This window comes from Curtobacterium sp. MEB011, from assembly GCF_030209655.1.
Taxonomy (GTDB): domain Bacteria; phylum Actinomycetota; class Actinomycetes; order Actinomycetales; family Microbacteriaceae; genus Curtobacterium; species Curtobacterium poinsettiae.
Genome location: NZ_JARVRN010000006.1, coordinates 337,134 through 349,728, shown reverse-complemented (window position 1 = coordinate 349,728; position 12,595 = coordinate 337,134). Strand labels below are relative to the sequence as shown.

Here is a 12,595-nt window from a genome sequence, read left to right as displayed (position 1 = left end):
CGCGTCACGGCTGGAGGCCCGGCCCGACGAGCGACATCCGCCAGAGGTACTCGGAGCGGTCGGGTCGGCGCCACCGCACGATGACGACCCCGGTGTCCTCGGGGTCGGCACCGAAGACCGCCAGGGACAGCGAACGGCCCGGGTCGAGGCGACGCACCGCGAGCGGTGGGCAGTAGCCGTTGCCCAGATGGGTGAGGGAGAGCCCGTCGACCGGCTCGGAGCCGGTGTTGACGAGGTCGTACCGGCGCGGTGCGTGCGATCGGTCGACGGCGAACGGGACGGCGTACGCGGTTGGTGGGTGGTGCATGGGGGGAACGTTAGGGGGAGGGTCCGACGGCGGGACCCCGGTTGCGGCCACGAGGACCGGGGGCTGTGGAGGGGGCCACCGGTGCGCGCGTTCGTGCGGGGGAGTACCCCGGCCGGTCAGGAGCCGTAGTCCGCCGCGTACCGGGCGAGCGCGGCCTCGATGGTGCCGTCGAGCTGCAGACGACCCTTGTCGAGGTAGAGCCCGCGATCACAGAAACGACGGAGGTCCTTGTCGCTGTGGGAGACGAAGAACAGCGTCCGACCGCCGGCCAGGAGCTCCTCGATGCGCTTGTAGCACTTCTCGCGGAAGGCCTTGTCGCCCACGGCCAGGACCTCGTCGACCAGGATGACCGGTTCGTCGAGCCGGGAGATCACGGCGAACGCGATGCGGACCTTCATGCCGCTCGACAGGTGCTTGTACGGGGTGTCGACGAAGTCCGCGATCTCGGCGAACTCGATGATCTCGTCGAAGGCATCGCGGATCTCGGCCCGTGACATGCCGTGCAGACCGGCCGTCAGGTACACGTTGTCCCGGACCGTGAGGTCGCCGACGAACCCACCGGTGATCTCGATGAGCGGCGCGACGCCGGCGCCCACGTCGACGCGGCCCTCGTCGGGCAACATGACCTGGGCCACCAGCTTCAGCAGGGTCGACTTGCCCTGGCCGTTCCGTCCCACGACCCCGATCGCCTCGCCCGGGCGGACGTCGAACGACACGTTGCGCAGGGCCCAGAACTCGTCGGCGCGCTTGCGGCGTCCACGCCCGGCGAACAGGTCCTTGAAGTTCCGGCTCGCCCGACGGTTGCGTTTGAAGCAGATGCCGGCGCCGCGGACGGAGATGACCGGTGCGACGGTCTCGGTGCGCCGGGTCTGGTCGGTCGCGGTCATCACAGCTCCTTCAGCACGCGGTGCTCGCTGCGGCGGAACACCGCGAACCCGATCACGAGCACGATGCCGGTCACGACCACCGACGCGCAGACCTCGAGCCAGTCGAGCTGGCCCGGGAAGAACGCCGCACGGTACATGCCGAAGATGCCGGTGAGCGGGTTGACCGCGGCGATGTCGCGCAGTGCAGAGGGCAGCGCGTGGGTGCCGTAGATGATCGGGGACGCGTAGAACAGGAACCGCAGGACGAGCTTGGTGGCCCGCTCGAGGTCGCGGAAGAAGACCACGAGCGGCGCGACGATGAGCCCCAGGCCGTAGACCAGCGCGCACTGCAGCACGATCGCCAACGGGAAGAACACGACCTGCCAGTGCAGGTGCGCACCCGTCGCGATCGCGAAGGCCGCCAGGACCGGCAGGCTCAGCAGGAACTCGATGCCCTTCGACGCGTCGATCCGTGCCACCCAGATCGTGCGGGGGATGGTGGTGGAGCGGATGAGCTTCGATTCCTTGATGAACGCCCGGGTGGAGTCCGAGACCCCGCCGGTGAACCACATCCACGGCAGCAGCGCGGACAGCAGGAACACGATGTACGGATCTTCACCGACGGAACCGCGGTGGAAGACCTGCGTGAAGACGAACCAGTAGATCCCCGACATCACGAGCGGGTCGAGGATCGACCACACGTAGCCGAGCGCTGACGTCGAGTAGCGGACGCGGAGGTCGCGGACGGTCAGCAGCCAGAGGGCCTGACGATAGCGCCGACCGGCGCTCCGGGCGCTCGCAGGTGCGGCAGCCGCGGGCGCGGTCGGCGCACTCGCTGTGGTCACGGTTTCCCTTCGGGCGGAACCGCCGAGGGGTCCTGACGGGTGGTTCAGGCGAACAGGTTGTTCGCGCGCTCGAGGTCCTCGGCGAAGTCGATCTCGACCGCGTACAGGTCGGAGATGTCGATCGGCGTCCAGCGTAGCCCGTCCTCGGCGATGGCAGCTTCGATGCCGCCCTCGAAGTACTCCTGGTCGTCGACGCGACCGAGCTGACGGATGAGGGCCTGCTTGTCGGCCGCGGAGACGTAGTTGATCCCGACGGCTTCGCCGAGACCCCCGACGACCTGCTTGGACAGCTTGTGGATGAAGCCCTCGGCGTCGACCGTGTACTTGACCTCTTCGTCGGAGACCTTGTCGGTGTTGACGCTGACGAAGGAACGGCCTTCGTCGATCATGTCGGCCGCACGGACGAGCGCCATCGGGTCGAAGACCACGTCGCCGTTCATCCAGAGGACACCGCTCTTGCCGGTGGCCTTGAGCGCGCGCAGCAGGCTCTTCGAGGTGTTCGTGGAGTCGTACGACTCGTTGTAGACGAAGTTCGCTTCGGGGAAGGCCTCGACGATGTGCTCCGACTTGTAGCCGACGACGATCGTCACGCGGGCGCTCGAACCGAACGCGGCGCGGATGTTGTCGAACTGCTGCTGCATGATGGTGCGGCCGTCACTGAGCTCCGTGAGCGGCTTCGGCAGGCTGCGGCCGAGCCGGCTGCCCATCCCCGCTGCGAGGATCACTATCTGCGTGGTCATGCTGGTCCCTTCTGGTGTCCGCCCGCGCACCCTGGGGTACGGGCGGGCCTCGTCGAGTCTGCGCTTCCAACGTCCGAGTTGCCCGAGAACCGGTCGCGTCGACGTGGAAGTCGCTGCGAGGAGGCCGCCGGGATCGCCTGCTGGAGCAGGTTTCCAAGTGGTGAACACTCCTTCGTGCCCTGGTGAATGATACGGAAACACCCCCTCGCTGGGTACGGGTCGGCGCGCTTCGTACTCAATTCGTGACCCTGGCCGACTCGGTCCCCGCCGGTCGGAGACCGTTGGTACGGTGGGTCGATGCCAGCGCGAGCAGAGAACGAGGACGTGTACGCCACGGCCGACGCTGCCTGGATGACCGAGGCGGGGGACGCCGACGACGCGGACACCGCCGCGGCTGCGGAGGACGCAGCAGACGACGACACGGGGGACACGGATGCGGACGACACCGCCACTGATGACGCGATGACCGGCGAGACGACGGTCACCCGCACCGGGGAGACGACGGACGCCAGCACCGACGAGACGACGGGCACCCGCGCCGACGGCGTGACGGACGCCCGCTCCGACGAGGCTCCGGGCCCGGCAGACGCCCCGACCCCGGCAGCCGCGCCGCGCCCCGCGAAGGCGCGCGGCGGCAAGGGACGCACCAAGCGCCCGACGAAGGCCGCCCCGCGGACCGAGGCCGAGCCTCCCGCGCCGACGGCCGCCGACGACGCGACGGGCGACGCCGACCAGGCGACCACCGCCGCTTCGCCCGCGGCGAAGAAGCGTGCACCCCGCACCGCCGCGCCGAAGCAACCCCAGACGCTCCAACCCGTGGTGCTCGCGGCGAGCGGCCTCGTGAAGCGGTACGGACAGACCCTGGCCGTCGACGAGGTCGACCTCGAGATCCGGCAGGGCTCGATCTTCGGCGTGGTCGGCCCGAACGGCGCCGGCAAGACGACGACCCTCTCGATGATCACCGGACTGCTGCGCCCCGACGCCGGCTCGGTGACCGTGCTCGACCACGACGTGTGGGCCGACCCCACGGCCGCGAAGCGGAGCCTCGGAGTCCTGCCGGACCGGCTCCGCCTGTTCGACCGGCTGACCGGTGCGCAGCTGCTGTACTACTCGGCCACGCTCCGCGGGCTCGACGGCACCACCGCCCGGAAGCGCAGCGCCGACCTCGCCGAGGCCTTCGGGCTGGGCGAGGCGCTCGGGCGCCAGGTCGCCGACTACTCCGTCGGCATGGCGAAGAAGATCGCCCTGGCCGCGACCCTCATCCACTCACCGCGGGTGCTCGTGCTCGACGAGCCGTTCGAGTCGGTCGACCCGGTGAGCGCCGCGACGATCACGGACATCCTGCGCCGCTACACCCGGGGCGGCGGCACCGTGGTGCTGTCGAGCCACTCGATGGAGCTCGTGCAGCGCACCTGCGACTCGGTCGCCATCATCGTCGGCGGCAAGGTCCTGGCGTCCGGCACCATGGCCCAGGTCCGCGGCCGCAAGAGCCTCGAGGACAAGTTCGTCGAACTCGCCGGCGGTCGTGTCGTCGCAGAGAGCATGGAATGGTTGCACAGCTTCTCCGGCTGAGGGCGGACCTGCTCGCGGGCGAGGTCCGCGGCACCGCCCGCCGTTCCGTCGCCGTCGTGCTCGCCAGCCTCGTCGGTCTCCTCGCCGCCGTGTTCGTCGCGTCGCGGACGATCGCGCTCGGCGACGCCGACCCGGACGTCGCACGCGCCGTGGTCGTGCCCGTCGGCACCCTGATCGCCTTCGGGTTCACGGTCGTGCCACTCGTCGTCGGGCGGAGCGACCAGCTCGACCCGCGGCGCTTCGCCGTGTTCGGGATCGAGCGACGTCGCCTGGCGATCGGGCTCGTGGTCGCCGGACTCGTCGGCATCCCCGTCATCGGTGTGGTCGTCGTCGCGGCCGGTCAGGTCGTCGCCTGGGCCCGTGACCCCGGGCTCGGACTGCTCGCGGTCGTCGGTGGTCTGCTCGGCGTCGCGACCTGCGCGTTGCTGATCCGGGTGTGCTGCACCGTCGGTTCGCGGCTGATCGGCCCGGACCGCTCCCGGGACGCCGGGTGGCTGGTGGCCCTCGTCATCGTCGTCCTCTCGATCCCGACGGTGGCGCTGTTGCTGCGCGTCGAGTGGCTCGATCCGCAGGGCGCCGAGATGCAGCGCGTCGCGGACGTCGCCGGGTGGACCCCCTGGGGCGCCGCCTGGGCCGTGCCGGCCGAGGTCGCGAGCGGCCACGTCGGTGCCGGCCTCCTGAAGCTCCTGATCGCGGTCGTCGTCGTCGCACTCCTCGCGTGGGCGTGGTGGTCGCTCGTCGGCCGTGCCCTCGAGACCGTCGACGACCGACCCCGCACTCGCCGGTACCAGGGCCTCGGCTGGTTCGACCGCTTCGGGTCGGCCCCGGTGTCCGCCGTCGCCGCCCGGGCGCTCACCTACTGGGTGCGCGACCCGCGGTACCGCACGTCGTACCTGATCATCCTGCTCGTGCCGATCGTCGTGATCCCGCTCGGTGTCGCCGGGGTGCCGTGGCAGTGGACCGCGCTCGTGCCGCTGCCGCTGATGGCCCTCATCGCCGGGTTCCTGCCGCACAACGACGTCTCCTACGACAACACGGCCGTGTGGCTGCACGTCGCCTCCGGTGCGCCCGGGTGGAGCGATCGGCTCGGTCGCGTCGTGCCCGTGCTGGTCGTGGGAGCGCCCGCGATCGTCGCCGGCGCCGCGCTCTCCGCACGGCTGTTCGGCGACTGGGCGGCGTTCCCGCTGCTCATCGGTGTGAGTGCGAGTGCACTGCTGTCCGGCCTCGGGCTGTCGAGCGTCCTGTCGGTGCTGATGCCGTACCCGACGGTGCGCCCGGGCGATCACCCGTTCCAGCAGCCGCAGGCCGCCGGCGTCACGGCGACGGTGGCGCAGGCCTCCATGGTGATCGGCATCGTGCTCTGCACGGTCCCCGCCGCCTGTCTCGCGGTGCTCGCCGTCGTGCAGGGTCCGGAGCCGTGGTCGGTGCTGACGCTCCTGGTGGGCATCGGGGTCGGTGCCGTCGTGCTCGTCATCGGTATCTCCGTCGGCGGACGCCTGTTCGACCGACGCGGCCCCGACCTGCTCGCCGCGGCACAGCGCAACTAGCGGCACGACGCAACCAGCGGCACAGCGCGACTAACGGCCCAGCGGCACAGCGCGACGAGCGGGACGGGCGGCGCGCCCGAGGGCGGACCGTCGTACCCTGGAACCATGAGCATGACGGAACCAGGCGGCGGCCTCGACGTGATGGACCGGGAGCTCGAGAAGCTCCTCGAAGAAGAAGCGATCGAACCCGGTGACCACGAGCGGTTCTCGCACTACGTCAAGAAGGACAAGATCCTGCAGTCGGCCCTGTCCGGCAAGCCGGTCAAGGCCCTGTGCGGCAAGAAGTGGATCCCGGGCCGCGACCCGGAGAAGTTCCCGGTCTGCCCGGACTGCAAGGCGATCTACGAGAAGATGAAGTCCGAGTAGACGCGACCGCCAGGCGGACAGGAGGCCCGTGGCGACGCCGCCACGGGCCTCCTGTCCGTCTGCCGCGTCCGCCGGCTGCGCATCGTGAGCAGAAGCGGTCGGGTCGCCGTCGGGCAGGCGACCATTCCTGCTCACCAAGCGGGCACGCGACGCGACGCGACACGATGTGCGCGGCGCGCGCCGCGACGTCAGATCACCAGGGTCGGGATGGCGGGGTCGCCACGTCCGATGCGCGACGCGTCGGCGGGCAGCTCCGCTTTCGCGCGCTTGTGGTGCGCGCGTGCGGCCTCGACGCCCTGCGTGCCGAGGAACGCCGGGTCGACCTCGCCGCCGGTGACGACGGGGACGAGGAGCGGTCGCTCATCCGGACCGACCTGCGCTCCGGTGAGCACGACCTCGGCGGTGGCGACGCCGTTGCGGAGGCGTCGGCCCGCCTCCTTCCGGCCGCCGATCGACGCCTTGTCGGCTGACTTCTTGGCGACGGGGACCCAGTCACCACCGTCGGCGTCCCGGTGTGCCACGAGCTTGAACACCATGCCGGCGGCGGGGTGCCCCGAGCCGGAGACCACCGAGGTCCCGACGCCGTACGAGTCCACCGGGGCGGCTCGGAGTGCGGCGATCGTGTACTCGTCGAGGTCGTTCGTCACCGTGATCTTCGTGCTCGTCGCGCCGAGCCGGTCGAGCTGTGCGCGCACCGCGGCGACGACCGACGGCAGGTCACCGCTGTCGATCCGGACGCCGCCGAGCTTGCCGTCGGTGAGCCGGACGGCGGTCTCCACGGCTGCCTCGATGTCGTAGGTGTCGACGAGCAGGGTCGTGGCGTTGCCGAGCGCGTCGAGCTGCGAGCGGAAGGCCTGCTCCTCGGAGTCGTGCAGCAGCGTGAAGGCGTGCGCGGCGGTGCCCATCGTCGGGATGCCCCAGGTGCGCCCGGCCTCGAGGTTGCTCGTCGCGCCGAACCCGGCGATGTACGCGGCACGGGCGGCGGCGACGGCGTTCCACTCGCCGGTGCGGCGGGAACCCATCTCGGCGAGCGGGCGGCCGTCTGCGGCGGACACCATGCGGGCGGCGGCCGAGGCGATCGCGGAGTCCGCGTTGTAGATGCTCAGCGCGAGGGTCTCGAGCACGACGGCCTCGGCGAAGGTGCCCTCGATCTGCAGGATGGGGGAGTTCGGGAAGTACACCTCGCCCTCGCGGTACGCCCGGACGTCGCCGGTGAACCGGTAGTCGGCGAGCCACGCCGCGGTGCCGGCGTCGATGACGCCGCGGTCGCGCAGGAACCCGATCTCCTCGTCGCCGAAGCGGAAGTCGCCGAGGGCGGTGAGGAAGCGTCCGAGGCCGGCCGCGACACCGTAGCGGCGGCCGTCCGGCAGCCGCCGGGCGAACACCTCGAAGACGCATCGCCGGTCGGCGGTCCCGTCCTTCAGGGCCGCGTCGACCATGGTGAGTTCGTACTGGTCCGTCAGGAGCGCGCTGGTCACGTCTCCGACACTAGTGACGTGCCGGTGGGGAGGCCCGGATCACCCCGTGCGCCCGGCCAGCGTGGCGCGCGTGGTCGCGTCGGTGCTCGTCGGCGGGCGTCGGTACGCTGGTGCCGTGACGGATGCACCGATCGGAGTCTTCGACAGCGGGGTCGGTGGGCTCACGGTGGCCCGCGCCATCATCGACCAGCTCCCGCGCGAGAGCATCCGGTACGTCGGGGACACCGTGCACTCGCCCTACGGTCCGAAGCCCATCGCGGACGTCCGCCGCTACGCGCTCGAGGTCATGGACGACCTGGTCGACCAGGGCGTCAAGGCGCTGGTGATCGCGTGCAACACCGCCTCGTCCGCCGTGCTCCGGGACGCCCGCGAACGCTACGAGCAGGCGTACGGCATCCCGGTGGTCGAGGTCATCCAGCCGGCCGCCCGCGCCGCCGTCAAGCAGACCCGGACGGGCCGCATCGGGGTCATCGGCACCGTCGGCACCATCGCGTCGCGCGCCTACGAGGACGCCTTCGCGGTCGCTGCCGACGTCAGGCTGACCACGGCCGCGTGCCCGCGGTTCGTCGAGTTCGTCGAGGCGGGTGACACCTCGTCGCCGTCGCTCCGTGCGGTCGCGGCCGGGTACCTCGACCCGATCCGCGCCGCCGACGTCGACACCCTGGTGCTCGGCTGCACCCACTACCCGCTGATGTCCGCCGCGATCCAGTTCGTCATGGGTCCGGAGGTCACGCTCGTCTCCAGCGCCGAGGAGACCGCGAACGACGTCTACCGCCGACTCGTGGAGCACGGGCTCGAGCGCACCGCGACCACCGCCCCGACCTACTCGTTCGAGGCGACGGGCGACGACAAGAACGGCTTCATCCGGCTCGCCCGGCGCTTCCTCGGACCCGAGGTCTCGAGCGTCGGCCACCTCCAGACGGGGGCCATCACGCTGCCCCGCACCGAAAGGACCCCATGACCGACACACTCCGCGTCGACGGCCGCACCGCCACCGACCACCGTCCCGTCACGATCGAGCGGGGGTGGAGCTCGCAGGCCGAGGGCAGCGCGCTCATCTCGTTCGGTGACACCAGGGTGCTCTGCACCGCGTCGTTCACCAACGGCGTGCCCCGCTGGCTCGCCGGCAAGGGCACCGGCTGGGTCACCGCCGAGTACTCGATGCTGCCGCGGTCGACGAACGAGCGCATGCAGCGCGAGTCCATCAAGGGCAAGGTCGGCGGCCGCACGCACGAGATCTCCCGCCTGATCGGCCGGTCGCTCCGGGCCGTCGTCGACACGAAGGCCCTGGGCGAGAACACCCTGGTCATCGACTGCGACGTGCTGCAGGCCGACGGCGGCACCCGCACGGCGTCGATCACGGGCGCGTACGTCGCGATGGTCGACGCGATCGAGTGGGGGCGCGCCAAGGGCTTCATCGCCAAGAAGGCCACCCCGCTCACCGACAGTGTGCAGGCGATCTCCGTCGGCATCGTCAAGGGCGAGCCGATGCTCGACCTGGCCTACACCGAGGACTCCGCCGCCGACACCGACATGAACATCGTCACGACGGGGTCGGGCAAGTTCATCGAGGTGCAGGGCACCGCCGAGCACGCGCCGTTCGACCGCGACGAGCTGAACGTCCTGCTCGACCTGGGCCTGGCCGGCAACCAGTCGCTCGCGGCGATCCAGCGTTCGGTCCTGGGCCTGGCGTGACGTCCCGCGAGGTGGTGCTGGCCACCCACAACCAGGGCAAGGTCGTCGAACTGCGCGAGATCCTCGGGTCGGCGTTGGGCGAGGGCGTCGAACTCGTCGGGTACGACGGTCCGGAGCCGGTCGAGGACGGCGACAGCTACGCGGCGAACGCCCTGATCAAGGCCCGTGCCGCGGTCGCCCACACGGGGCTGCCGGCGCTCGCCGACGACTCCGGCATCGCCGTCGACGCACTCGACGGCGCACCGGGCATCCACTCGGCCCGGTACGCCGGCACCCGGTCGGACGCCGACAACATCGCGCTGCTGCTGCAGAACCTGGACGGCGTCGTCGAGCGCACCGCTGCCTTCGTGTGCGCGGCCGCGTTCGTGACGCCCGACGGTCAGGAGCACGTGGTCGAGGCCGTCTGGAACGGCGAGGTCCTGACCGAACCCGTCGGCGACGGCGGCCACGGCTACGACCCGGTGTTCCGGCCGGACGACGCGGATCGTTCGTCGGCGGAGCTCACCCGCGACGAGAAGAACGCGCTGTCGCACCGCAGCAAGGCGTTCCGCGGGATCGCGCCGGTCGTGCGGGAGCACTTCGGCGTCTGAGCGCCCGTTCCGTTCCGAACGACCGAAGTCGCCCCGGACCACGTGATCACGTGGCCCGGGGCGACTTCGTTGTCCGTCGACGCGCGGACGCGCCGGACAGTCGGTGCTGCGACTAGAGCGTCGGGTCGACCGTCGGGGTCGCGGCGGCCTCGGCCTCGTTCGCGTGCTTCGCCTTGCGGGCGTTGCGCAGGTACGTCAGCGCCATCGGCACGACGGTCACGACGACGGCGGCCAGCAGGATGATGTCGATGTACTCGCGGACGATGTGCGCCACGAAGGGGATGTGCCCGATGAAGTACCCGAGGAACGTCACCCCGACGCCCCAGACCACGGCGCCGATGGCGTTGTAGAGCGAGTACTTCTTGTAGTCCATCCGGCCGACGCCCGCGGCGATCGGGGCAAAGGTGCGGACGACCGGCACGAAGCGCGCCAGGATCACGGCGAGGGGGCCGAAGCGGTGGAAGAACGCGTTGGTGCGCTCGACGTTCGCCTTCGAGAAGAGCCCGCTGTCCTTACGTTCGAAGATCGGTGGCCCGGCCTTCTTGCCGATGTAGTACCCGAGCTCGCCGCCGAGGAACGCGGCAGCGCCGATCATCAGCGCTGCGACCCAGATCGGGATGCCGCCGATCTCGCCGCCGCGGTCGAAGGCGAACAGACCGGTGATGACCAGCAGGCTGTCGCCCGGGAAGATGAAGCCGATGAGCAGACCGGTCTCGGCGAACACGATCGCGCAGACCACGAGCACGGCGATGGCCCCGAAGTGGTCGAGGATGTACTGCGGATCGAGCCACGGGATCAGGGCGAGTGCGACGGAGTGCATGGTTCTTCCGGTCGTGGAGGCGGGGGTCACGGGGAGGACACCCGCGGGACGAGGGTACCGCCCGGGAGTGGCCGGGCCATCCCTCGCAGGAATGACCTGCTCGAGGCGTGCGGATGACCGCAACCGTGTGGCAGGGGGGACTCGGTGCGGAAGGAGGGACTCGAACCCTCACGCCTGGGGCACAGGAACCTAAATCCTGCGTGTCTACCGATTCCACCACTCCCGCGAGCAGCGGCAGTCTACCGAGCACGGGGTGCGCGGCGGACGTGCACCGGGCCTCCAGGCCGTGGGACGCACTGTGCGCGATCCGCCACCCGGTGCGACCTTGGCGGCTGGGTGCGGCGCTGTGGATGCGCACGGTGCGGTCAACGGCGCACGGAGCGGAGGAGCGCGCACGGTGCGCCACGAAGCGACAGCGCGCACGGTGCGCGCCGTGCGTCAGCGCAACGGGCGCGGCAGGTACCGGGGCACGTAGCGGAGCAGGATGCCCGCGCCGACCAGGCCGAGCACGCCCATGACCCCGCTCGCGACCGCGATGGAGGCGACGGCGGTCACGCCGGAGATGAGGAGCGGTGCCGCCGCCGACCCGAAGTCGCCGGTGAACCGCCACGCCCCCAGGAACGGTGCCGGGGCGTCGCGCGGGGCGAGGTCCGCGCCGAGCGTCATGAGGATGCCGGAACCGACGCCGTTCGCCAGCGACATGCCCATCGCGATCGCGACGAACCAGCCGACCCGGGCGTCCAGGTGGCCGCTCCAGGCGAGCAGGAAGTAGCTGATGCTCAGGCCGAGCATGCAGGGCAGGGCGCTCGCGAGCCGCCCCCACCGGTCCATGATCTGCCCGCTCGTGTAGAACAGCGCGAAGTCGACCGCTCCGGCGATGCCGATCACCAGCGCCGCGGTCGAGTCGTCGAGGCCGACGCTCACCGCCCACAGCGGCAGGATCACCTGCCGCCCGGCGCGCATCGCTCCGATCAGGCCGGCGCCGCTGCCGAGCCGCAGCAGGACCGCCCCGTTCGCGCGGATGGTGCGGAAGAGCCCCTGCGCCTCCTGCTGGACGAACTGCGCGCCCGTGTCGGCGGGCGGTTCGGTCGCGTGGCCGCTCGCGTCCGCCCCGTGGCCGGTCGACTGCCTGGAGGCCCGTGGCGGCAACCGCAGACCGCGTGTGCCCGTCGCCGGGTCGCGCAGCACCAGGAGCACGACCGCCGCCGCCAGGCAGCAGACGACGTGGATCCAGAAGGCGCTGCTGGTGGTGCCGGTCAGGTGGATGACACCGGCGGCGATGAACGGCCCGACGAAGTAGCCGAAGCGGAAGACGCCGCCGAGGCTGGACAGCGCCCGGGCGCGGATCCGCAGCGGGATCGCGGTGGTCATGTAGGCGTGCCGAGCGAGGGCGAAGACCGCGGTGGAGACACCGACCAGGAACACCCCGAGTGCCAGGACCCAGGCGTTCGTGGCCGTCGTGGCGACCACGAGCCCGACCACCGAGACGAGTGCGGCGCCGATCATCGCGTTCCGCTCACCGATGCGGGCGACGACGATGCCGGACGGCACGTCGCCGATGAGCTCGCCGACCAGGATGAGCGAGGCGACGAAGCCCGCGAACGCCAGGCTGGCACCGAGCGAGTCGGCGGCGATCGGGATGATCGGGATGATCGCGCCCTCGCCGATCGCGAAGAGCGCTGCGGGCAGGAACCCGGACAGCAGGACGGACCGGAAGTCGAATGAGTCGTTCCCCGTCGTGGCCATCGCTCGACCAACCGTACGCCAGC

Annotated in this window: 12 protein-coding genes, 1 tRNA gene and 1 pseudogene; 6 read left to right on the top strand and 8 right to left on the bottom strand. The window is 71.1% G+C overall.

Going from position 1 to position 12,595, the window contains the following annotated elements:
- Positions 1-4 precede the first annotated feature (4 nt).
- From QRN30_RS08880 to QRN30_RS08865, 4 genes are all read right to left on the bottom strand, one after another.
- A complete protein-coding gene (locus QRN30_RS08880) occupies positions 5-307 on the bottom strand; it encodes a hypothetical protein (protein ID WP_017887022.1) in 303 nt (100 codons plus the stop codon).
- 116 nt (positions 308-423) lie between these two features.
- Complete coding sequence (locus QRN30_RS08875; RefSeq protein WP_017887021.1) at positions 424-1,194, bottom strand: ABC transporter ATP-binding protein; 771 nt, start codon at positions 1,192-1,194, stop codon at positions 424-426.
- On the bottom strand, positions 1,194-2,018 hold the full coding sequence (locus QRN30_RS08870) for an ABC transporter permease (RefSeq protein ID WP_017887020.1): 825 nt from the start codon (positions 2,016-2,018) through the stop codon (positions 1,194-1,196). The genes QRN30_RS08875 and QRN30_RS08870 overlap by 1 nt, the downstream gene beginning before the upstream one ends.
- Positions 2,019-2,062: 44 nt before the next feature.
- The gene (locus tag QRN30_RS08865; protein WP_017887019.1) at positions 2,063-2,758 is read right to left on the bottom strand and encodes a phosphocholine cytidylyltransferase family protein; all 696 of its coding nucleotides are present in this window, start codon (positions 2,756-2,758) and stop codon (positions 2,063-2,065) included.
- Positions 2,759-3,055: 297 nt separating this feature from the next.
- Here QRN30_RS08865 and QRN30_RS08860 point away from each other — a divergent pair, with 297 nt between their 5' ends.
- The 3 genes from QRN30_RS08860 (at position 3,056) to QRN30_RS08850 (ending at position 6,243) form a co-directional block, all read left to right on the top strand.
- Positions 3,056-4,330, top strand: a complete 1,275-nt coding sequence (locus QRN30_RS08860; RefSeq protein ID WP_284760913.1) for an ABC transporter ATP-binding protein — start codon at positions 3,056-3,058, stop codon at positions 4,328-4,330.
- On the top strand, positions 4,306-5,877 hold the full coding sequence (locus tag QRN30_RS08855; protein WP_056073005.1) for a hypothetical protein: 1,572 nt from the start codon (positions 4,306-4,308) through the stop codon (positions 5,875-5,877). The genes QRN30_RS08860 and QRN30_RS08855 overlap by 25 nt, the downstream gene beginning before the upstream one ends.
- A gap of 105 nt (positions 5,878-5,982) precedes the next feature.
- Positions 5,983-6,243, top strand: coding sequence for a DUF3039 domain-containing protein (locus QRN30_RS08850; protein WP_017887016.1), 261 nt, complete (start codon positions 5,983-5,985; stop codon positions 6,241-6,243).
- A gap of 188 nt (positions 6,244-6,431) precedes the next feature.
- Here QRN30_RS08850 and QRN30_RS08845 read toward each other — a convergent pair.
- Positions 6,432-7,724: pseudogene (locus QRN30_RS08845) on the bottom strand (nicotinate phosphoribosyltransferase); the annotation flags it as partial.
- Positions 7,725-7,836: 112 nt separating this feature from the next.
- On the opposite strand from QRN30_RS08845, the gene murI reads away from it, so the two are divergent.
- From murI to rdgB, 3 genes are read left to right on the top strand one after another with little or no spacing between them, the layout of a single operon-like run.
- Complete coding sequence (gene murI, locus QRN30_RS08840; RefSeq protein WP_042539226.1) at positions 7,837-8,682, top strand: glutamate racemase; 846 nt, start codon at positions 7,837-7,839, stop codon at positions 8,680-8,682.
- Positions 8,679-9,416 carry a ribonuclease PH gene (rph, locus tag QRN30_RS08835; RefSeq protein WP_194590229.1) on the top strand — a complete coding sequence of 246 codons (738 nt, stop codon included), beginning with the start codon at positions 8,679-8,681 and terminating at the stop codon, positions 9,414-9,416. The genes murI and rph overlap by 4 nt, the downstream gene beginning before the upstream one ends.
- Positions 9,413-10,006 (top strand): RdgB/HAM1 family non-canonical purine NTP pyrophosphatase, encoded by a 594-nt coding sequence (gene rdgB, locus QRN30_RS08830; RefSeq protein WP_042539203.1) that lies wholly within the window; start codon positions 9,413-9,415, stop codon positions 10,004-10,006. Before rph ends, rdgB begins: the two co-directional genes overlap by 4 nt.
- Before the next feature lie 112 nt (positions 10,007-10,118).
- Here the strand turns inward: rdgB and QRN30_RS08825 are convergent, their stop codons facing one another.
- The 3 genes from QRN30_RS08825 to QRN30_RS08815 form a co-directional block, all read right to left on the bottom strand.
- Positions 10,119-10,826, bottom strand: coding sequence for a DedA family protein (locus tag QRN30_RS08825; RefSeq protein ID WP_017887011.1), 708 nt, complete (start codon positions 10,824-10,826; stop codon positions 10,119-10,121).
- 145 nt (positions 10,827-10,971) lie between these two features.
- Positions 10,972-11,052 (bottom strand) — tRNA-Leu (locus QRN30_RS08820).
- Between the two features lie 212 nt (positions 11,053-11,264).
- Complete coding sequence (locus tag QRN30_RS08815; RefSeq protein WP_056073008.1) at positions 11,265-12,572, bottom strand: MFS transporter; 1,308 nt, start codon at positions 12,570-12,572, stop codon at positions 11,265-11,267.
- Positions 12,573-12,595: the final 23 nt, after the last annotated feature.

Coding starts and splice junctions, on each gene's coding strand:
- QRN30_RS08860 (WP_284760913.1), top strand. CDS start 3,056: ATGCCAGCGCGAGCAGAGAACGAGGACGTGTACGCCACGGCCGACGCT.
- QRN30_RS08880 (WP_017887022.1), bottom strand. CDS start 307: ATGCACCACCCACCAACCGCGTACGCCGTCCCGTTCGCCGTCGACCGA.
- QRN30_RS08815 (WP_056073008.1), bottom strand. CDS start 12,572: ATGGCCACGACGGGGAACGACTCATTCGACTTCCGGTCCGTCCTGCTG.
- QRN30_RS08825 (WP_017887011.1), bottom strand. CDS start 10,826: ATGCACTCCGTCGCACTCGCCCTGATCCCGTGGCTCGATCCGCAGTAC.
- rph (WP_194590229.1), top strand. CDS start 8,679: ATGACCGACACACTCCGCGTCGACGGCCGCACCGCCACCGACCACCGT.
- QRN30_RS08865 (WP_017887019.1), bottom strand. CDS start 2,758: ATGACCACGCAGATAGTGATCCTCGCAGCGGGGATGGGCAGCCGGCTC.
- QRN30_RS08855 (WP_056073005.1), top strand. CDS start 4,306: ATGGTTGCACAGCTTCTCCGGCTGAGGGCGGACCTGCTCGCGGGCGAG.
- QRN30_RS08875 (WP_017887021.1), bottom strand. CDS start 1,194: ATGACCGCGACCGACCAGACCCGGCGCACCGAGACCGTCGCACCGGTC.
- QRN30_RS08850 (WP_017887016.1), top strand. CDS start 5,983: ATGAGCATGACGGAACCAGGCGGCGGCCTCGACGTGATGGACCGGGAG.